Origin of the sequence: Niameybacter massiliensis, assembly GCF_001282685.1 — a bacterium.
In the GTDB taxonomy this organism is placed as follows: domain Bacteria; phylum Bacillota; class Clostridia; order Lachnospirales; family Cellulosilyticaceae; genus Holtiella; species Holtiella tumoricola.
Genome location: NZ_LN875034.1, coordinates 618,673 through 640,232 on the forward strand (window position 1 = coordinate 618,673; position 21,560 = coordinate 640,232).

At 33.8% G+C, this 21,560-nt stretch carries 15 protein-coding genes; 13 read left to right on the forward strand and 2 right to left on the reverse strand.

Features of this window, described 5'->3' with window-relative positions; translation table 11 throughout:
- The first annotated feature begins 203 nt into the window (after positions 1-203).
- The 4 genes from secA to BN2390_RS05325 all read left to right on the forward strand — a co-directional run bounded on the left by secA (position 204) and on the right by BN2390_RS05325 (position 7,447).
- The gene (gene secA, locus BN2390_RS05310) at positions 204-2,783 is read left to right on the forward strand and encodes a preprotein translocase subunit SecA (RefSeq protein WP_053983317.1); all 2,580 of its coding nucleotides are present in this window, start codon (positions 204-206) and stop codon (positions 2,781-2,783) included.
- A 230-nt stretch (positions 2,784-3,013) separates the two neighbouring features.
- Complete coding sequence (locus BN2390_RS05315) at positions 3,014-3,769, forward strand: endonuclease/exonuclease/phosphatase family protein (protein WP_053983318.1); 756 nt, start codon at positions 3,014-3,016, stop codon at positions 3,767-3,769.
- A 276-nt stretch (positions 3,770-4,045) separates the two neighbouring features.
- Positions 4,046-5,821, forward strand: coding sequence for a sensor histidine kinase (locus tag BN2390_RS05320; protein WP_053983319.1), 1,776 nt, complete (start codon positions 4,046-4,048; stop codon positions 5,819-5,821).
- A gap of 12 nt (positions 5,822-5,833) precedes the next feature.
- Positions 5,834-7,447: a response regulator transcription factor gene (locus tag BN2390_RS05325; protein WP_053983320.1), complete on the forward strand. Its 1,614-nt coding sequence runs from the start codon at positions 5,834-5,836 to the stop codon at positions 7,445-7,447.
- Here the strand turns inward: BN2390_RS05325 and BN2390_RS05330 are convergent.
- Positions 7,442-8,365, reverse strand: a complete 924-nt coding sequence (locus BN2390_RS05330) for a CehA/McbA family metallohydrolase (RefSeq protein ID WP_053983321.1) — start codon at positions 8,363-8,365, stop codon at positions 7,442-7,444. The genes BN2390_RS05325 and BN2390_RS05330 overlap by 6 nt on opposite strands.
- A 17-nt stretch (positions 8,366-8,382) precedes the next feature.
- The gene (locus tag BN2390_RS05335; RefSeq protein WP_053983322.1) at positions 8,383-8,835 is read right to left on the reverse strand and encodes a DUF6669 family protein; all 453 of its coding nucleotides are present in this window, start codon (positions 8,833-8,835) and stop codon (positions 8,383-8,385) included.
- Positions 8,836-9,041: 206 nt separating this feature from the next.
- Here BN2390_RS05335 and BN2390_RS05340 point away from each other — a divergent pair, with 206 nt between their 5' ends.
- The 9 genes from BN2390_RS05340 (at position 9,042) to BN2390_RS05380 (ending at position 21,556) form a co-directional block, all read left to right on the forward strand.
- Complete coding sequence (locus BN2390_RS05340; RefSeq protein ID WP_053983323.1) at positions 9,042-9,971, forward strand: metallophosphoesterase family protein; 930 nt, start codon at positions 9,042-9,044, stop codon at positions 9,969-9,971.
- Positions 9,971-10,729, forward strand: a complete 759-nt coding sequence (locus BN2390_RS05345; RefSeq protein ID WP_053983324.1) for an endonuclease/exonuclease/phosphatase family protein — start codon at positions 9,971-9,973, stop codon at positions 10,727-10,729. Before BN2390_RS05340 ends, BN2390_RS05345 begins: the two co-directional genes overlap by 1 nt.
- A gap of 83 nt (positions 10,730-10,812) precedes the next feature.
- Positions 10,813-11,766, forward strand: a complete 954-nt coding sequence (locus BN2390_RS05350; RefSeq protein ID WP_053983325.1) for an ABC transporter permease — start codon at positions 10,813-10,815, stop codon at positions 11,764-11,766.
- Positions 11,767-11,788: 22 nt separating this feature from the next.
- On the forward strand, positions 11,789-13,540 hold the full coding sequence (locus BN2390_RS05355; RefSeq protein WP_053983326.1) for an extracellular solute-binding protein: 1,752 nt from the start codon (positions 11,789-11,791) through the stop codon (positions 13,538-13,540).
- A gap of 62 nt (positions 13,541-13,602) precedes the next feature.
- On the forward strand, positions 13,603-14,523 hold the full coding sequence (locus BN2390_RS05360; protein WP_053983327.1) for a carbohydrate ABC transporter permease: 921 nt from the start codon (positions 13,603-13,605) through the stop codon (positions 14,521-14,523).
- Between the two features lie 91 nt (positions 14,524-14,614).
- Positions 14,615-15,547 carry a carbohydrate kinase family protein gene (locus tag BN2390_RS05365; RefSeq protein WP_053983328.1) on the forward strand — a complete coding sequence of 311 codons (933 nt, stop codon included), beginning with the start codon at positions 14,615-14,617 and terminating at the stop codon, positions 15,545-15,547.
- 8 nt (positions 15,548-15,555) lie between these two features.
- A complete protein-coding gene (locus BN2390_RS05370; protein WP_053983329.1) occupies positions 15,556-16,914 on the forward strand; it encodes a family 4 glycosyl hydrolase in 1,359 nt (452 codons plus the stop codon).
- Positions 16,915-16,937: 23 nt separating this feature from the next.
- On the forward strand, positions 16,938-20,039 hold the full coding sequence (locus tag BN2390_RS05375; protein ID WP_053983330.1) for an alpha-mannosidase: 3,102 nt from the start codon (positions 16,938-16,940) through the stop codon (positions 20,037-20,039).
- Between the two features lie 20 nt (positions 20,040-20,059).
- Positions 20,060-21,556, forward strand: a complete 1,497-nt coding sequence (locus BN2390_RS05380) for a leucyl aminopeptidase family protein (protein WP_053983331.1) — start codon at positions 20,060-20,062, stop codon at positions 21,554-21,556.
- Positions 21,557-21,560: the final 4 nt, after the last annotated feature.

The window sequence follows — 21,560 nt, forward strand, 5'->3', positions numbered from 1 at the left end:
GGTATCAAAATTATGAATAAAAAATGAACTTTATAGTCAAGAATAAATAAGAACATAACCTTACCCTACCTATAATTGGATGGGTTGGATAGTTGTAATAGTGTATAATATTTGATATACTTAGTGATAGCGTTTACTCTGATGAAACTTAGTATGTGATAAAATTGATACATATATAACATAGAAAGAAGAAGGTGAAGATTTTGAAGAACTTTGTAGAGAAAATTTTTGGAACTCACTCTCAACGTGAGCTGAAAAGAATAGAACCAATCGTTGCAAAAATTGAAAGTTATGATGAAGCTATGCAAAAGCTTTCAGACGATGAGCTTAAAGCAAAAACAGCGGAGTTTAAAGAACGTTTAGCAAACGGAGAAACTTTAGATGATATTTTACCAGAAGCTTACGCAGTATGTCGTGAAGCTGGTTGGCGTGTAATGAAAATGAAACACTTTAAAGTACAGCTTATTGGGGGGGTTATCCTCCATAACGGGCGTATTGCAGAGATGAGAACTGGTGAAGGTAAAACATTAGTAGCTACATTACCAGCTTATTTAAATGCCCTTTCAGGAAAAGGTGTACATGTTGTAACAGTTAATGATTACCTTGCTAAACGTGATGCTGAGGAAATGGGACAACTTCATAACTTCTTAGGCCTTAGTGTAGGATGTATCTTAAGTGGTATGGAAAACGATGAAAGACGTGCGGCATACAATTGTGATATTACTTACGGTACAAACAATGAATTTGGTTTCGACTACTTACGTGACAACATGGTTCTTTATGCAGAGCAAATGGTTCAAAGACCACTTAACTATGCAATCATTGATGAGGTTGACTCTGTTCTTATTGATGAGGCAAGAACACCACTTATTATCTCTGGTAGTGGTTCAAAATCTACACACCTTTACAAAGCAGCTGATATCTTTGTAAGACGCCTTAAAAAAGGTAGACTTTTAGGTGAAGAAAGTGCTATGGCTTCTCTTATGAGAGAAGAAATAGAAGAAGAAGGGGACTTCATTGTTAATGAAAAAGAAAGAAATGTTACCCTTACAGCTGATGGTGTAAAAAAAGCAGAACAATACTTTGGTATTGAAAACTTAGCTGACCCAGATAACATGGAAGTGCAACATCATATTAATATAGCGCTTAAAGCACATAACTTAATGCACCTTGAAAAAGACTACATTGTAGATGAAAAAGGTGAAATTGTTATTGTTGATGAATTTACAGGTCGTCTTATGGATGGACGTCGTTACTCAGATGGTCTTCACCAAGCGATTGAAGCTAAAGAAGGCGTAGAAGTACAAAAAGAAAGTCAAACACTTGCAACAATTACTTTCCAAAATTACTTCAACAAATACAATAAAAAATCTGGTATGACAGGTACAGCTTTAACAGAAGAAGGCGAGTTTAGAGATATTTATGGAATGGACGTTATTGTTATTCCTACAAATAGACCAATTCAACGTATTGACCATGCAGATATGGTATTTAAAACAGAAGAAGCTAAATTCAAAGCTGTAATTGAAGATATTAGAAAATCTTATGAAAAACAACAACCAGTTCTTGTTGGTACAGTAACAATTGATACATCAGAACTTCTTAGCAAACTTCTTAAAAAAGAAGGTATTCGTCACCAAGTACTTAATGCGAAATATCATGCAAAAGAAGCTGAAATTGTTTCATTAGCTGGTAAAAAGGGTGCTATAACAATCGCAACAAACATGGCTGGTCGTGGTACAGATATTAAACTTGAAGATGGTGTACAAGAACTTGGTGGTCTTAAAATCATCGGTACAGAACGCCATGAGTCAAGACGTATTGATAACCAGTTACGTGGACGTTCAGGACGTCAAGGTGACCCAGGTGAATCACGTTTCTACTTAGCTCTTGAAGATGATTTAATGCGTCTATTCATTCCAGAAACAACAATGAAAATGTTTGATGCACTTGGTCTTCCAGATGATGAACCAATCGAACACAAAATTCTTTCAAAAGCGATTGAAAGAGCACAAACAAAAGTAGAAAGTAATAACTACGGTATTCGTAAACATCTTCTTGAATACGATAAGATTATGAATGAACAAAGAGAAGTTATCTACGGTGAACGTTTCAAAGTTCTTAAAAACGAAAATCTTAAAGATAATGTATTAAGCATGGCTAAAAATGTGATTACAAAAGCTGTTATGAGTGCAACAAATGGTATTGAGTATCCAGAAGACTGGAACTTAGCATCTATGATGGATCACCTTTCAACAATCATTCCATTTGAAGAAGTTGAATTTACAAAAGAAGAGCAACAAAATCTTACACCAGATAGCTTAATTGACCTTCTTTATAGCAAAGCAGAAGCTTTATATGAAGTAAAAGACAAAGAAATTGGTGAGCAACTTCGTGAAATTGAACGTGTTATCATGCTTAAAGTAATTGACCAAAAATGGATGGATCATTTAGATAACATGGATCAAATGCGTCAAGGTATCAACCTTCAAGCATATGGTCAACGTGACCCATTAGTAGAATACCGTTTCTTAAGCTTTGATATCTTCGAAGAAATGACAGAAATCATTCAAGAAGAAACAGTTAAAGCACTCTTCCACGTAAGACTTCAACCACATCAAGAAATCAAACGTGAAGCAGTTATTAAAGTAACTGGCACAAACCATAAAGATGAAAGCTTAGGTGCTCAACCTGTAGTGAAAAAGGAAAAAGTAGGTCGTAATGACTTATGTCCATGTGGTAGCGGTAAAAAATACAAACAATGTTGTGGACAAAACGAATAAATAAATTTAAGGCTCTAGATACAAGCGTAATAGCTTGTATCTAGAGCCTTTTTATTTGATAATAGAGCTTAAACTTAGATATAGTTTGAAGAAATAATTGTAATTAATAATGAAAATAAAAATAAAATATTGATTAATATAAAATATTATATTGCTATAATTGTAGGTTTTTAGTAATCTTGTTTATAAAGACATCTAGAATAACTAGAGCATTGAGAGGAGAATTACACATGAAGTTTTTAACTTTTAATATTCGATGTGATTATAATCAAGATGGAAATAATAATTTCTGTTATAGAAAGCCTTTAGTATTAGAGAAATTAAAAAAAGAATTACCAGATATAATTTGTTTTCAAGAAGTACTTCCTCATGTAGCAAGTTGGTTAAAAGAAAATCTAGAGGAGTACTTTATCTTAGGATGTGGAAGAGATGAAAATCTAGAAGATGAACAAACAGCAATAGCATTTAAAAAGCAAAAATATCAGCTCATACATATGAATACTTTTTGGCTATCACCAACCCCACAGGTACCGGGTTCACGTTATGAGCAACAAAGCATTTGTCCAAGGACTTGTACAGAAGTTATACTACAAGATTTAGAGTCAAAAGAAATTTATCGTATTATTAATACTCATTTAGATCATGAAGGAAGTGAAGCTAGAAGGTTAGGTATGGCACAGATTTTAACTTATATAAAAGAAGTTGAAACATTTAAAGATGCATCTATCTGTCTAGCAGGAGATTTTAATGCAACACCAGATACTCCAGAAGTTAAAATAATTAGTGAAGCTGGATTAATAGATCAAACAGAGGGAGTAGAGGGAACATACCATGAGTATGAAACACTACCAATAAATAATAAAATAGATTACATTTTTACATCGCCAGATTTAGTATGTAATGATGTGACACCATGGAAAGATGAAAAAGAGGGTGTATATCTATCAGATCATTATCCTGTATGTGCTGAGATTATTAAAAAATAAAAGAGAAGTATAGAGCCAATAAATAAGTATAGCCATAAAGAGCTTAATCTTGATTACTAAAATGTAACTAAGATTAAGCTTTTTTATTTGTTGTATTTTAATAAATTTTTTATATAAGTAAATAAAATTAAACATAAAATATACAAATTGTGAAAAGAATGTGATATAATTTGACATGCATTAGTGTAATTTTAAAAGATATTATATAAATACTATTATTTAATTTTATTGCTTGCTTAGTGAGCTTATATATTAGGAATGAGAAAAGAGGATCAAATGACAAAAATATTAAAGAAAATTGGGGTATATATTTTTCATTCCAATACAATATTTATTCAACTTCTTGTATTTACTTTAGTTGTAAGTGTAGTACCTATTATTCTTATTAGTCTACTCTTATTTAATAAAATGTCAGATCTAGTTGTAACGACTTTAGATAAATCATCCTCGCAGCTAGTACTTCAATATATGAATGATATTAATGGGAGCTTTTTTAGATATCAGGATAAGCTTCAACAGATAGCGAATAACACGATTATTATGGATGAATTATTAGGTAAAGGGGATGACTCTAATCCCTATATAAAAGGTGATAAAGTAAGTAAAGAGGTGAACAAGAGTTTACGATTAGAAGGCTATAGTGAATATAGGAACTGTATGATTTATTCAACCATATATGACTCAAAAATATATGGAAATAATGTATCCATGTTAGAAGAGGCAGTGAAAGAAGTATGGTATATAGATCATCCAGAGTATAAAGGAAATATTTTCTCATATTTAACAGCTAATAGAAAAAACAAAGTGCTTTCATTAGTACAGCAAATCAATTATATAGATACAAATTCGTTTAAAAATAGTGATTTAGGATTCGTAAAGCTGGATTTATATGCTGATAAGTTATTTGAACCTCCTAAAGATAAAGAAAATGGAACTTATTCTTATGACATTATTGTATTAGATGAAAGTAGTAATTTAATTTATGAATCCGAAGAACAATTGATTAGAGAGTTGGATGAAATCCCTTTTCACCAACTTACAAGTAATCAAATGACAGCGCATAATAATATGCTTATTTATAAAGATACGGTAAAGCGTTATGGATTAGATATCATATTTTTGTTTGATAGCCATGTGTTGGTAGATAAGCAAGAGGAGTTAGGACGTTCAATTATTCCAATTATTTTAATTGTTATAGGTGTTATTATAATAACAGCTTATTTGTTTACGAGAAGCTTTGCTTTTAGAGTAGAAAAATTAGTCCGTAAGATTAAGGCAGTAGAAGAAGGTGACCTTACAGTAACCGAAGAAATAGGTGGAAATGATGAAATTGCATTATTAGATAAGCAGTTCAACTCTATGGTTAAAAGACTAGACAAGCTAATTCAAAAAAATTATATACAACAACTAGAGAAGAAGGAGGCTGAACTTAGAAATTTACAATTGCAGATTAATCCACATTTCTTATATAACACTTTAGAAACAATCAGTGCAATGGCTGCTATAAAAGGGCTATTTAATATCTGTGATTTATGTGAGAAATTAGGAGAAATCTTTAGATACAGTTTAGGGAAAAACTATGGTGAGTACGTGACTATAGAACAAGAATTAAAACATACTAAAAACTACATATTTATCCAAGAAGCAAGATTTGGCAATAAATTTGAGGTGGATTATAATGTACAATCAGAATTAATGCATGCTCAAATATTACGATTTATTTTACAACCTATTGTAGAGAATGCAATTATCCATGGACTTAGTAATCATACAAGGAAAGGTAAGTTAAGTATTTCTATCTATCAACAAGATGGTGATATTCTCATTGAAATAGAAGATGATGGAGTAGGAATGTCTAAAGAGCGTTTACAAGGACTTACTGAATATATTAATGATCAAGATAAAAATATTAAGAGAACAACAAGAAGCATAGGTGTTAAAAATGTAAATCAAAGAATTAAATTATCCTGTGGAAATGACTATGGCATTATGATAAGAAGTGAATTAAACGAAGGTAGTTGTTTTACAATACGTTTGCCGTTTGTGCAATAAGAGGAGGATAAAATGGGGCGAAGTATTTTAATTGTAGATGATGAAGAACTGATTAGACAAGGCATTAGAGCAAGAATTGATTATCTAGGATTTAAATTTGATTCTATACGAGAAGCAGATGATGGAACGACAGCATTATCTCTATTAGAACAAGCGCCAGCAGATGTTGTCATTACAGATATCCGAATGAATGATATGGATGGGATTGAGCTTATTGGAAAAGTGAAACCTTTATATCCACACATCCAGTTTATTATTTTAAGTGGATATGCTGAATTTGCTTATGCAGAGCAAGCCATTAATTTAGGTGTTAATGCTTATCTTTTAAAGCCTATTTCAAATGAAGAATTGAAAAAGACGATGAATAATGTTTTAGAGCGTATAGAACTTGAGGAACATAATCACAGAACAGTTAAATTAGGAGAGCAAATACTTGTTGAAAATCAAAAGCATATTTTTGAAAAGAATTTAAATGCGCTTTTATATCATCCTAATCCCTTAAAAGGAGAAGGCAAGGTACTATTTAATACAGTCAATGAACAATTCCCTTTAGAAAAAAGAAAATTTATGACTATTCTTATGAATATAGATGGAGATAGCTATGAGGGGAATAAATTTGGATATCAAGATATTAAACTTATACGTTTTACAATCAAAAATATCCTAAGTGATTTCCCATCTCAAAGTGATAAAGTAGTTATAAGTAACCTATCTAATACTAACCAATTATTTGCAATTTTGTCTAATGAATGTAGCACTACATTAAGAGCTGAAGCAGAACAAGTTTTTTCAGCATTGCAGGGTGTGCTATGGAATCGTATGCAAATTTCTATTAGTATAGGGATTAGCTCAGTAACAGATAAGCTATCATTAGATAGTACAAAAGAAGCACAAGAAGCTTTTCAACAAAGGCTTATTCATGGAAATGGGAGTATGTATTTTTATGATGATATTAAATTATTATCAGGTACACAACTACCCACAAGTGAGCTAAATATGCTGAGTCAGTACATAGAGCGTAAAGATATAGGGAATATACAGGTTATTTTAAATGCTATTTTCTCTGATGAGTGTATGCAACAATATAATGTGAATTACATACGTATTGTTTGGGTACGTATCATAGGAATTTTATTAAAGTCAGCTCACTCCAGCTTTGAGAAAGAGCCTCAAAAGGCAGAACAGCTTGTAATGGATTTAGATGATTTGGTGGGTATATCTTCTTTAGCGGAGTTAAGGGAGTACCTATGGACTTTAGTACTTGATTGTTTAGAAACAGATACACATATGGATACAAATGCTAAGAATAAAATTAAGCTTGCGACTAAGTATATTACAGATAATTATAATAAAGATATTGCTATTAACGACTTAGCAGAACGTTTTATGATGAGTCCTAATTATTTTTCTTCTATATTTAAGAAAGAGACGGGACAAACAACAATTAATTATATTAAAGAACTCCGTATTAATAAGGCTAGAGAATACTTAGCACAATCATCAAAGAGTGTGGTAGATATTGCAAAAGAAGTAGGATATGAAGATAGCCAGTACTTCTTTAAAGTATTTAAAAAATCTACTGGCCAAACTCCATTACAGTATAGAAAGTCCTATAGTAAGTTATAGATAGAGAACAGGGGCTATACAAACTAAGTTTTCAATTTCAAGAGAGCCTTGATAAAGTTTTGGTATAATAATAGATTCAGTATTTAAATCATCAATATTGATAGTAAGAGGAGCTTTGATATCCAATGGGATAGATAAAGTTCCTTTTTTTGTACGTAAAGAAAGAAGATAATTTGTATGATCTTGTTCTATATAGCCAGGTTTTGAGGTTGAAATAATAGAGAACTGGATAGTATGTGAATCAGGATTGATTTGAGTCTTAAGAAGAGGACCTTTTGACACCCATGTTTGTCCACTATGAATAGCTGTTTCTAATTCTATTTCAATATCTCCAGTAGCATTACCTTCAATAAAAGTAGCAAACTGATCATGCATACTATCTGTACCATGTAGATCCATCCCACTGGCTGCTGCAATACGATAACCTTGCAAGGTTAGGTCTTCCCACCAAAGTAAACCACGCTCATTCACTTCATGGAGAGGTTCTGGATTATTAAAGACTTCAATGAAATCTATAAAAGCATAATCAGTAAAGGTCATTTCGAACCCACAAGTAGCAATAGGGTAACCGCATGAGAAGGGATGAGCCACACCAGCCAGGGCTCCTTTTTCTTGTACTGCCTTAAAAAGAAGCTCTGGTTTATGCTTATTGATATTTTCCCAAGGAACGTATTCTTTTAGGTTGAGACATAAAATATGACCGTAATAAGTGGTGTATTCCATACCATAAATACAAGGCATATCTATAGGGTATTCCTCTAATATTTTGTGAGCTTTTACATGGCCCGAGATTGTATTATGATCGGTTAAAGCAAAGGCATCCACTTTGTCTGCTAGCATAAAATCAATAAGTTGTTGTACTGTAAGATTGCCATCTGATTCCAATGTATGGTTATGTAGTTCTAAGCGTTTGTACATGATTTTAACCTCCTATTTTATTGTGCGGATAAAGATAATGAGTATTTAGTATCATCACGGATAACACTAAAGGCCACAATGGTGATACGTATGACACCGTTTATTTGAGACTGAGGGATACAGCCTGGAGTAGCATCAGTTTCACTAAAATACAGATGTCTACAGGTTTCTTGACGATGTATACCTCCAATAAATTGGTCATTCATTGTGACAATAACTTGAAGTTCAGTTTTCATCCCACGAATAGTATTAGTAATCACTTCGTCACTAGCTGTATCGGCACCGTATTTAACGTTACAGGCAGCCACGAGTTCTTTCTTTAAATCATCAGTAATTACTTCATAACGTTGTTTATCAAAGCTAAAAGTTATGTCCATTTCTTTGTAAATATCATCTAAACACATTGTATAAGAGATTTGGCCCACAAAACCTTTGTTGAGTGTACCGCCAACTTCATATATTTTTTTCATCCGAATGCTCCTTTTTGGAAGTGAAATCTTAAAGATGTGATAAATATACTATCATTTTTTGACTATTTCAATAGTATTAAAAAAGTCGTAGAAATATCCATTCCTTTGTGTAGAATAGTCCATTGTTATACATAAGTATCTTTAGTAATCTGACATTACAAAAAAGCTTCAATTATATTGACTGAATTAAGATGGAGGATAATGAGATGAAACAACTTACATTTTCACAAGAAGGAAAGTTTAAACTATTACAATTTACAGATATTCATTTCAGCGACAACAATGAAGTGGATAAAGAAACTGTAGAATTAATGAGAAAAATACTAAAAGAGGAAAAGCCTGATTTTATTATGATTACAGGAGATACAGTATATGGAGAAGAAAATGTAGATCATTTACCACTTGCTTTAACACCTGTTATTGAATCTAATATTCCTTTTAGTTATACATTTGGAAATCATGATACAGAAGAAGGGCAAGGATATGAAGCTTTATTTGAAGTACTTCAAGGTATTCCAACTTGTATGATGTACCATGATGCAAACTCTAAAGTAGGAATGGGGAACCACACTTTAGAAGTAGTTGGCCATGATGGAGGAGTTAAGTGGGTTATTGCAGGGATAGATTCTGGTAACTATAATCCATTGCCTCATATGGAAGGCTATGCTTATGTCCAAAAGCCACAAATTGAATGGTATCAAGATATGATGAGGAAGTATGAAGCTCAAAATCCAGATTTTGCGTCACTTGTATTTATGCATATTCCACTTCCTGAATATCATGAAGTTTGGGCAATGGAAACATGTTATGGCATGAAACGAGAAGGTATTTGTAGTCCAAAGATTAACTCAGGATTTTTTGCAGCAATGCAAGAAGTAGGCCATACAAAAGGTGTATTTGTAGGACATGACCATATTAATGATTTCTACGGTGAAATGTACGGTATTACATTGGGGTATGGTAGAGCAACAGGGTATAACACATATGGACAAGAAGACTTCTTACGAGGTGCAAGAATCTTTATCTTGGATGAAAATAATACCGAAAGCTTTGAAACCTATGTAAGATTATCAGATGGTACCGTTATAGATAATCCATCTATGCATTTACCAGAAAGAGTAAGGGATGATAATTAATGAAGTTTGTAACCTTTAATATACGTTGTGATTATAATCAAGACGACAATAATAGCTTTTGCTATAGAAAACCTTATATCTTAGGAAAACTAAAAAATGAAAGTCCTGATATTATTTGTTTTCAAGAAATACTTCCACATGTAGCAACATGGTTAAAAGAAAATTTAACAGATTACTATGTATTGGGGTGTGGAAGAGATGAAAATTTAGAAGATGAACAAATCACTATTGCATTTAAAAAAATGCAATATCAAATGATAAGTATGAATACATTTTGGCTATCTGAAGCACCACAAGTTCCAGGATCACGTTATGAAAAGCAAAGTATGTGTCCTAGGACGTGTACTGAAATGGTACTTCAAGATATAGAGACGAAAGAGATACTACGTGTGTTTAATACGCATCTTGATCATGAAGGAAGTGAAGCGCGTGTATTAGGGATGACACAAATCTTAACCTATATACAACAAATTACTCTATTTAAAGATGCAACGATTATTTTAACAGGAGACTTTAACGCCTATTCAAGTGATCCAGAAGTAACCATGATTAGTGAAGTAGGTAAATTGGTAGATTTGACTTCAGATTTAGAAGGGACATATCATGATTTTGGTAGAGTAAAAGAAAATGAAAAGATAGATTATATCTTTTCATCACCTCATGTCGTGTGTGAGGAAAAGGGGCTTTGGACAGATGAGTACAATGGTGTATTTTTATCAGATCATTATCCGGTGTTCGTAGAAATGACCACTAAATAAAGAAGTTTTGTACATTGTTCAAAAAGCTTAAAAATTTTATCATAAAGGTAGATTAAAACACATCGACACGAAGGAGGAGTTACATGAGTAGTGTTATTGCTGCAAAAGCTGAATGTAAGACAGAGCAGGCAAAACCAAAATGGAAAAAGGTCTTGAAGTATTGGCCACTTTATTTAATGTTATTACCTGCTATTATTTACTTCATCTTACTTTGCTACGTACCAATGACAGGTATTGTGTTAGCATTTAAGGATTATTCCTTTAGAGAAGGTATATGGGGAAGCCCTTGGGTAGGACTTAGATATTTTAAAACCTTCTTTAGTAGTTATGATTGTGTCAGACTACTTCGTAACACATTAACGGTTGGTCTTATCAAATGTATTTTAGAATTCCCGTTTGCTATTTTTCTTGCATTGATGTTAAACGAAATTCGCAATTTGAAATTCAAAAAGACAGTGCAAACTATAACTTACTTACCACACTTTTTATCATCAGTAATTATTGTAACAATGATGCAAAGAGTGCTCGCTCCAAATACTGGGGTACTAAACCAAATTATTGGTTCAATGGGAGGAGACCCTAGCACATTCTTCCTAATGGAAGCTAAATACTTCTTCCAAATTCTATTCTCTATGGACTTATGGAGAAACATTGGTTGGGATTCCATCATTTACTTAGCTGCAATTAGCTCTGTAGATACAGCTCTTTATGAGGCAGCAGAAATGGATGGTTGTTCAAAACTTAAGAAAATCTGGCATATTACATTGCCAAGTATTAGAGGAACAATTGGTCTACTCTTTATTATGGGTGTAGGTGGTCTTCTTTCTTCTGGATTTGAACAAATTTATTTATTAAGAACTCCAGGTAATATGGCATTAGCAGATACGCTAGATACTTTCGTTGTACGTATTGGTCTAGCAGGCGGACAGTTTGGATATGCAACAGCAATTGGTTTAATTCAAGGTGTTGTAGGTTTAATACTTGTTATTATTTGTAATAAGTTATCCAAAAAATTCACTGAAGTAGGACTATGGTAAATAAATAAGAGGAGGTAATAAGATGAAAGGGAAAGTTTTTAAATCAATCGTAGCAACAACAATGGCAACAACGATGTTAATGGGAAGTTTAACAGGTTGTGCACAAAGTAGTGGTGGTAGCAGTAACGGTACGAGTACAGATACGAGTGTAGACACAAGTGACAAACCAGATACTTGGATTGCAGACCGTACAATTGTAGTTCAAGCTTATGTAGATGATATTGGTTATTCACTACCAAATAATTTAAGTGATACACCTGTTGGAAAAGAAATTAAAAGACTTACAGGGATTGATGTAGAGATTCAATATACACCAGGTGATAACGATGCAGCAGTTCTTGCTTCTCATCTTGCATCAGGTAGTATTCCAGATGTAGTTGTTACGTACTTAAATGATTCATCAAGACCAGAATTTTCATTATTACATAAAGCAGCAAAAGAGGGGATGTTTGCTGATGTAACAGAGTATATGAAAAACTCAAAAGTATATAAGAAGTATTTAGAAGAAGGCTATCTTCCAAATGATGCTTATAAAAATATTACTTTTAGAGATGACTTAGACGGTGCATACATCATGCAACTTTCTATTCCAGCAGTGGATAGAACACTAGAATTCAATCCACAAGAAGAATATGTAGGTGGAATGTACATCCAAAAAGATATTGTAGATGCACTTGGTATTAATCCAAGTGAAATTAGAACACAAGAGCAATTCTATCAATTATTAGTAGATATTAAAAATGGTGGTTTTACAGACGATCATGGTCAACCAGTTTATCCATTAGGACCTAAATACTGGGGTGGTTCAAAAGATACTTTAGATTATATTGTTCGTGGTTATGACTGGGGAGTAAGTGATGGTTATAACATGGATACAGATGGAACAATCAAACATGAAGTTGAAACAGATTATGTTTATAAGAAAATTGACTTTGTAAGACAATTATTAGCTGAAAATTTAATTAATCCAGAGTTCTTTACAATGGATGGAACACGTGCAGCTGAAGTATCAGAAACACACAACTCAGCTATTATTGCAGACGTACATAACTACAAAGAGATTGTATATCAAACAGGTGACTGGGTACCACTAGGACCTTTAGATGACTACACAGGAGATAATGCAAGAACTGTTCGTGGTAAAACAGGTTATGGTGCTTGGGCTATCTCAGCAGATTCAAAAAATCCAGAAGAAATCTTTGCATTCTTTGATTTCTTATCAACTCCACAAGGTAAAATGTTAGGAAATTACGGAGTTGAAGGTGTTCATTATGATTTAGTAGATGGTAAACCAGTGGTTAAAGAAGAAGTATTAGAACATTTAAATAATGGTGATTCAGAATGGTTAATTAACAATGTAGGTGCATCATTTGGTGGATCTGGTGTAGTATTCTGGGAATATGTTATGACAGACCTTGATTGGCTTGAAGAATGTGGAGAAAGTCGTCCAGGCGCATCTGCAGGAACAGGCTTTGAAGGCGCAATTCAAATTGCGACAGATTACCCATACAAGAAAAAACTTGTACCAGGATTAAAAGCAACAGCTTACCTTTCATCAGAAGGTTTAGAAGAAGTAAAAGCACAAATGTCATTACTTGACTATAGAGAAATGCTTGTTCAAGCAATGTATGCACCAAATGAAAAAGAAGTACAAAACATTGTAGAAGGTTTCCGTACACAACTTCAAAAAGCTGGTTTAGAAGAATTTAGAGATTACTTAACAGAGACTTATACAGAAGATAAAGAAAGCATCAATTTCTATCCAGTGAATTAATCATTATGCCTCTACTACTTTGGTAGTGGAGGCATAATAAAAAAGAAAGGATATAGGAGTACATGGAAAAAGTGAAAAAGGTAAAGAAAACAAAAATTAAAGAAAATTTAGGTGACAGACTTATTCAGGCATTTATATATTTTGTTGTTATCGCACTATGCTTAGCAATTATAGTTCCTTGCATCAATGTATTAGCCTTATCCTTTAATGATGGAGCTGATGCAGCAAAAGGTGGTATTTATTTCTGGCCTCGTGTATTTACTTTAGATAACTATAAAGAAGTATTTGCAGATGGCAAAATTATGAAAGCATACAGTATTACAATTGGAAGGACAGTAATAGGAACATCATTAAGTTTAATTGTTACATCACTTGCAGCCTTTGCACTTAAAGAAAAGGATTTGCCAGGTAGAAAACTTATAACAATGATGATTACATTCACTATGTTATTTAGTGGTGGTATGATTCCAACTTATATTCAATACAAAAATTTAGGATTATTAAACTCTTTCTGGGTATATGTTATCCCAGGAATGGTAGGTGTAACAAATCTATTAATGGTTAGAACATTCTTTGAATCTATTCCAGATAGCTTAGAGGAATCAGCTAAGTTAGATGGGTGTGGTTATTTTAAAACTTATACTCAAATAATCTTACCACTGAGTAAGCCTGTTATTGCAGTAGTAGGACTATATACAGCAGTAGGACATTGGAATGATTGGTTCTCAGGTGCATTTTACATGAATTCTAGTAAATTATGGCCAGTACAAACAGTACTTCAACAAATGTTATCAAGAGCAATGGCTTCTTCACAAGAAGTTACAACAGCATCACAAGCAATTGCACAAGCTAATAGTGCTGTAACATCAGACTCATTAAAGATGGCTGCAGTTATTGTTACAACAGTTCCAATCCTTTGTGTATATCCTTTCGTACAAAAATATTTTGCTAAAGGTGCTATGATTGGAGCAGTAAAAGGATAAGAAGTGGTAAATAACTTAAACATGAAAATAAGTGGGGCGTTGCACTAAGCCAAGTTAGCGCAGCGCTCCTTTTTGATAGAGGAGAATGAAAATGAAAAAATGGGATGTATATGTCTATGGTGATATTAATATTGACCTTGTAATTCCAGGTGTAGAGAAGTTTCCTTTACCAGGGCAAGAGGATGTTGTAGATATAATGAATACCTATGTGGGTGGTGGCGCTGCAGTCTTTACATTAGGCATTGGAAAGTTAGGATTAAATCCTGTATTTCAAGGAACTATTGGAGATGACTGCTATGGTAAGTTTATACGTGATGAGTTTCACATAAAAAATGTAGATGATACTTTACTTGCTACAAGCAGTATGAATAAAACAGGTATCTCAATTAGCTTTACTAATGAAAAAGATCGTTCTTTCCTTACCTATAGAGGGACTAATGATGAGATAGACTTATCCAAGATAGATCTTGAAGGTGTAGGACAATCTAGACATATTCATGTAACGGGGTATGCAGGCACTAAAAATCATCATCAGTACTTAGAACTTCTTAGAAGAGTAAAAGATATGAATGAAGTTACTGTATCTTTTGATTTAGGATGGGATGATGCTGGAGAATGGTATCAAGGTATTTATGAACTCTTCCCTTACATAGATGTACTCTTTATGAATGAGACAGAAGCTATCCACTATAGTCGTAAACAAACAGCTATAGATGCTGCTCTAGATTTCTCACAAACATGTTCTTTAGTAGTGATTAAATTAGGAAAGAAAGGTTCAATGGCAATAAAGAATGGGGAAATTTATGAAGCTTGTGCCTATACAGTGAAGGCTGTAGATACAACTGGAGCTGGAGATTCCTTTAATGCAGGATTCGTATATGGATTTTTAAAGGGTAAGAGTGTAGAAGAAAGCCTTAAATGCGGTAATGGATGTGGTGCATTATCTGTAACACAATTAGGTGGTAATACAGGTTTCCCACAAGAACATGAGCTATTAGAATTCATTTCAAAACAAGAAAGGTAGGAGATATCATGAAAATAGCAGTTATTGGAGGCGCAGGTGTTCGTACCGTTATATTTGTTAATGGATTATTAGATCGTTATAAAGCTTTAAACATTAATAAGGTTGTTCTTTTTGATATAGACGGAGAGAAATTGGAGATCATAGGTAAGCTTTGCAAACATGTTGTAGAACGTAGAAATGAAACGTTACAAGTAGAAGTTGCATATGAAGCAGTAGAAGCGATTACCGGAGCGGATTATATTGTTACAACACTTCGCGTAGGTGGGGACCACTCAAGAGTTGTAGATGAAACCATTGCATTAGAAACAGGAGTGATTGGTCAAGAGACAACAGGTGTAGGTGGATTCTCTATGGCAGTACGTACAATTCCTGTACTTATAGAATACTGTGAACTCATTAAAGAGCACGCACCAAATGCTTGGATTTTCAACTTTAGTAATCCTTCAGGTCTTGTGACACAAGCACTAAGAAGTAAGGGATATGACAAAATTATAGGGATTTGCGATGCACCAAGTAGTACTAAGTTCCGTATGGCACATGCCCTAGATGTAGCAGAAAAAGATTTATATGTGGAATTCTTTGGACTTAATCATCTTTCTTGGATTAGTAGTGTGAAACGATACGAAGAGGAGATGCTACCTACATTATTAAATGACGATGCTTTCTTAAATGGCATTCAGGAGTTTTCTATGTTTGATCCAGATCTACTTAGACAAATTGGATTCTTACCAAATGAGTATCTTTATTACTACTATCATAGAGAAAAAGCATTAGAAAACATTCTTAAATCAGGTGCTACACGTGGTAAGACAATCGAAGCTGTAAATATACAAATGATGGAAGAACTCAAACGTATTAATATAGATGAACAACCAGAAGAAGCACTTCAAATCTTCCTTTACTACATGGAAGTAAGAGAACGTTCTTATATGAGTATTGAAACAGGAAGTAACAAAAAAGCAGAGATAGAAAGAGGTAATTTACAAGTTCCAGATGGTATAGGTTATGCTGGTGTGATGCTAGATTGTATTGAAGGTTTACAAAGTGAAGAAGGTAGACATCTTGTACTTTCTGTACAAAACCAAGGATGTATGGCAGGCTTAGCACCGGAAGATGTGGTTGAAGTAACTTGTAACGTTTCTAAAGAAGGCATCCATCCAGTAGCAGTTGGTGAAGTACCAGAGTACTGCAATGTCCTTATTCATGCTATTAAGTTATATGAAAAACTAACAGTAGAAGCAATTTTTACAAAATCTAAAGAAAAAGCAATACAAGCATTAACATTACATCCACTTATTAATTCATACTCACTTGCAAAAGTACTTGTAGAAAAATACGACCAAGCTTATGGTGGGCTTTTTAATTAAAGTAAACTTAAAGGAGAATACATATGCCATTTGACTTTCATAATAAAGGACGCATTAACAATTTAATCGAAGAACTTCAAGAACTTAGATATAGAAATCTCCATGATATTGCTTCATTTAATTGGTATACAGATGATGGGACAGTAGGTAATCGTATGCCACAAGGAGAACCAGTAACAGTAACACCTGGATTTAGATGGAAAGGCTGGGATCAATATAACTGGTTATGTACAAAAATTAGTATCCCAGAGACACTCAAAGATGAAGAAGTGATAGGGCTATTTGATTTTGGTGTACCTGTTGGAACAGGAAATAACAGTCACTTTGAAAGTTTACTTTATTTAAATGGTAAACCTTATCAAGGAGTAGATGGTAATCATAAAGAAATCTTCCTAGAAGTAGGTGAAAACGGATTAGAGTTAGATCTTAAGTTCCGAGTATGGTCAGGGCTAAGTGGAGGTGGCGTACCTCATGATATGGCTATGGAAATTGTACGTGCACAGTTTGGTGTACTGGACCATCCTACAGATGATCTTTATTTCTTAGCACGTAGCGTATTAGAAACTCATGCACTACTAGACGATAACAATGAATACAAACAATGGTTACTGAGTGAGCTTGTTCAAACTTTTAAATTAGTAGATTACTTAGAACCAAAGTCAGAAGCATTCTATGCGAGTACAAAAAAAGCTTACGAATATTTAAGTAGTAAAATGGATGGACGCGGCAAGCCAAATGTAAGTGTGAGTATGTTAGGACATACGCATATTGATGTAGCTTGGCTATGGAGACTACGCCATACAAGAGAAAAGGCAGCAAGATCTTTCTCAACAGTGAATCGCTTAATGGACAAATATGATCATTATAGCTTTTTACAGTCACAAGCTCAGCTTTATGAATATATCAAAAATGATTATCCGGATATCTATGAACATATCAAAAAGCGTGTAGCAGAAGGCAGATGGGAACCATCAGGTGCTATGTGGGTAGAGTGTGACTGTAATGTTGTATCAGGAGAATCTCTTGTAAGACAAATCTTAATAGGTAAGAACTTCTTCAAAGATGAGTTTAATTATGAGAGTGAATTCCTATGGCTACCTGATGTATTTGGTTACTCATGGGCTATGCCACAGATTCTTAAGAAATCTGGTGTCAATACATTCATGACAACCAAAATCAGCTGGAATGATATGAATAAGATGCCATATGATACCTTTACCTGGAGGGGAATGGATGGTAGTGAAGTGACAGCACACTTTATCACAACAACAGATGAAGGCGATAGCTATTACACTTACAATGGAGATTCTAGACCTTATGCTGTAAAAGGCGTATGGGATAACTATAGCAATAAAGATACTAACAATGACCTCATTATTTCTTATGGATATGGTGATGGAGGCGGTGGCCCAAACAGAGATATGATTAAAACAATCTCTACACTTAACCAGATTCCTGGTATTCCAAGTGTCAAAGTGGAAACAGCTACAGATTATTTTAGAAGACTCAATGAGACAATCACCAACAATGAAATGAATGGCTATCTTCCAACATGGGATGGAGAACTCTACTTAGAATTCCATCGTGGGACCTATACTTCACAAGGCTATAACAAACGTATGAATCGTAAGCTAGAGAACTTCTTACGAGATACAGAAATTATGAGTGTCCTTGCACATCAGCTCAAAGGAGTTTCTTATAATAAAGAAGATTTATTAAAAGCATGGAAGATTGTACTTTGTCATCAATTCCATGATATTTTACCAGGTTCATCAATTAAAGAAGTTTATGATGATAGCCGTCTTGAGTATGCACAAGCAAAGGCGCTACTGGATAATGCAATGGAACAAGTTAAAGTAAGTTTAATGACAGAAGAAGAAGGAACTTACACTGTATTTAATAATAGTAACTGGACAAGAGATAGCTACATTACAGTAGAAGGTGCGCAAGAAGGAGATACTTTTATAAATGAAGAGGGCAATCTCTTAAAGAGTGCAGTAGAGGGTAGTGTGGCAACAGTCCTTATAAAAGGTATGAAACCATTTGCCTTTACTACAATTAAAAAGGTAAATAACTGTGATACAGTATTCCCATTAAAACTTAATACACAAGAAGTAGAGACACCTTATTACCGTATTAGCTGGAATGAAGCAGGGCAGCTTATAAGTATCTATGACAAAGAAGCTAAGCGTGAGGTCTTGCCAGTAGGTGCAAAAGGAAATGTCCTTCAAGTATTTGAAGATAAACCTCGTTGTTTTGATGCTTGGGAGTTAGAAGCAACTATTGATCTTAAGATGGAAGAGGTAACCTGCTTAAAAGCAGTAGAAGTTAGACAAAATGAACTAGGTATCTTTGTAGATTTTACATGGACTTACCATAAGTCAGAGATTAGACAAACTATGTGCCTCTACTTTGATAAGAAACGTATTGATTTCAAAACAGAAGTGGATTGGCAAGAACGTCAGCGCTTTGTAAAAGCTGCATTCCCTATTGATGTACGTGCAGTAGATGCAAGATTTGATATCCAATACGGTAATATTAGACGACCTATTACAAGAAACAATAGCTGGGAAGCTGCTAAGTTTGAAGTCATTGCACATAAATGGATCGACTTATCAGAAACAGGTTATGGTGTAGCCCTTCTTAATGATTGTAAATATGGTCATGACATTAAAGAAAATGTGATGCGTATATCTCTTATTAAGTCAGCAATAGATCCAGATTATAGTGCTGATTTAGGCAATCATACTTTTACCTATGCGATTTTACCTCACAGCACTGAATGGTATGAGGCAAATATTGAGCAAGAAGCTTTTGATTTAAATAACCCATTAAATGCATTAGAAGGTACATGCAAGCTTATGAATAAATCACTTTTTGCTTTTGATCAAGCCAATATTGAAGTAGACTGTATTAAGCTTGCTGAACGAGGAGATCAAATCATCTTACGTTTCCATGAGTTTATGGGAAGACGTACAAAAGTGAATGTACAAAGTGGATTAGAGATCGTAAGTTGGCAAGAATGTAACTTAATAGAAAATGCAATAGAAGAAGCAAAAACTTCTACTATTGCAGTAGAAGTGACACCTTATGAAATCAAAACTATATCAATTAACTTAAAATAAATTAAAGGAGGAAGTAAAAGATGCAGATTACCCAAAGTACGACGCTCACTTATAATGAAGAAACTGAATATATTGTGATACCTTATTTAAAAGAAGAGGGTATCAAGGAGGAGTGGCTGAGACTTTTACTTCCAACTTTAAAAGAAGAATTTCCTATAGAAACTTTTATAAAAGAACAAAGTAAGCCTGTAATTTATATGAATCAAACATGGGTTCAACTAGAGTTTTTACCTATTATAAGAGAACAAGTTAATCCGTTAGAAGATGTTAGAAATATATTTAGCCAGTTTGGAAAAACAAATAATCAAAACTGTCAAATCCTATTAGAGCATTTACATATTGAAGGCATCTTACAGAGTGAAATGATTCAGATCATTGTAGAGGCTTTGTATGAAGGTGCTTACCATTTTAATAAAGAACATTTAACAAAGGTAACGAGTGAAAATATTTTTGTATTAAGAGAACACCTAACAGATGAAAAATCAGATTTAACAATCACACTTGTAATGAACACAGATTATAAAGATGTGATTCAAAAAGGCATGGTGTATGGTAAAGCCATTAATCGTGGACGAACAATCGCTAATATTCCTAATAACTACCTACATGTTAAGGAATTTAGTGCATATGCTAAACAGCTTGCTACACACTATGGCTTAGAGTGTGAAGTGCTAGGTAATGAAGCATTACAGGCATTAAATTGTGGAGGTATTTTATCTGTTAATGCAGGAAGTGATAAAGAAGCCAATTTAGTAGTTCTTAAGTACCAAGGTTCTAAGGAGAAAGAACTTAATGCACTTATCGGAAAAGGTGTTATGTTTGATGCTGGAGGTTACCATCTTAAATCTTTAGATGGTATGGATGGTATGAAATATGATATGTGTGGTGCAGCCAATGTGCTGGCAGTTATTGAAATGCTGGCAGCATTAAAATGTGAAACCAATCTCTTAGCTGTTATACCGGCGGTTGAAAATGTCATTAGTCCAGCAGCGACTAAGATGGGAGATGTGATTACAACCATGTCTGGTAAGACAGTAGAAATTTGGAATACAGATGCTGAAGGTAGGCTTATTTTATGTGATGCACTAACTTATGCCATTAGGCAAGGGGCAACCAAGCTTATAGATTTAGCAACATTGACGTATTCTTGCCAAGGTGCATTAGGAACAGAAATATCCGGTATTTTTTCAAATAATGAAGCGTTCTATCAAGAATTTCTAACCTATGCCAATAAGTCAGGAGAAAAAGTATGGAGACTTCCACTAGATACAATTTATCATAAGTTACTTAAAAATACTAAGACAGCAGACCTTATCAATTATGCACCTGGATACGGGGCAGGGGCGAGTGTGGCTGCTTGTTTCTTAGAAGAATTCATAGAAGAAAGACTACCTTGGATTCATTTAGATGTAGTGGGAACCGCAGTATGTAGAAGTGATATCAGTACGAAAGAAAAAGGAGCCACAGGTGTGCTAGCAAGTACAATAGCTTCTTACTTAGAGCATACAAGTAAGTGAAGCT

What these genes read in the sequence shown, in the direction of transcription:
- BN2390_RS05315 (WP_053983318.1), top strand. Translation starts at nt 3,014, where the DNA reads ATGAAGTTTTTAACTTTTAATATTCGATGTGATTATAATCAAGATGGA.
- BN2390_RS05340 (WP_053983323.1), top strand. Translation starts at nt 9,042, where the DNA reads ATGAAACAACTTACATTTTCACAAGAAGGAAAGTTTAAACTATTACAA.
- BN2390_RS05320 (WP_053983319.1), top strand. Translation starts at nt 4,046, where the DNA reads ATGACAAAAATATTAAAGAAAATTGGGGTATATATTTTTCATTCCAAT.
- BN2390_RS05325 (WP_053983320.1), top strand. Translation starts at nt 5,834, where the DNA reads ATGGGGCGAAGTATTTTAATTGTAGATGATGAAGAACTGATTAGACAA.
- BN2390_RS05360 (WP_053983327.1), top strand. Translation starts at nt 13,603, where the DNA reads ATGGAAAAAGTGAAAAAGGTAAAGAAAACAAAAATTAAAGAAAATTTA.
- BN2390_RS05380 (WP_053983331.1), top strand. Translation starts at nt 20,060, where the DNA reads ATGCAGATTACCCAAAGTACGACGCTCACTTATAATGAAGAAACTGAA.
- BN2390_RS05365 (WP_053983328.1), top strand. Translation starts at nt 14,615, where the DNA reads ATGAAAAAATGGGATGTATATGTCTATGGTGATATTAATATTGACCTT.
- BN2390_RS05350 (WP_053983325.1), top strand. Translation starts at nt 10,813, where the DNA reads ATGAGTAGTGTTATTGCTGCAAAAGCTGAATGTAAGACAGAGCAGGCA.
- BN2390_RS05355 (WP_053983326.1), top strand. Translation starts at nt 11,789, where the DNA reads ATGAAAGGGAAAGTTTTTAAATCAATCGTAGCAACAACAATGGCAACA.
- BN2390_RS05345 (WP_053983324.1), top strand. Translation starts at nt 9,971, where the DNA reads ATGAAGTTTGTAACCTTTAATATACGTTGTGATTATAATCAAGACGAC.
- BN2390_RS05370 (WP_053983329.1), top strand. Translation starts at nt 15,556, where the DNA reads ATGAAAATAGCAGTTATTGGAGGCGCAGGTGTTCGTACCGTTATATTT.
- BN2390_RS05330 (WP_053983321.1), bottom strand. Translation starts at nt 8,365, where the DNA reads ATGTACAAACGCTTAGAACTACATAACCATACATTGGAATCAGATGGC.
- BN2390_RS05375 (WP_053983330.1), top strand. Translation starts at nt 16,938, where the DNA reads ATGCCATTTGACTTTCATAATAAAGGACGCATTAACAATTTAATCGAA.
- BN2390_RS05335 (WP_053983322.1), bottom strand. Translation starts at nt 8,835, where the DNA reads ATGAAAAAAATATATGAAGTTGGCGGTACACTCAACAAAGGTTTTGTG.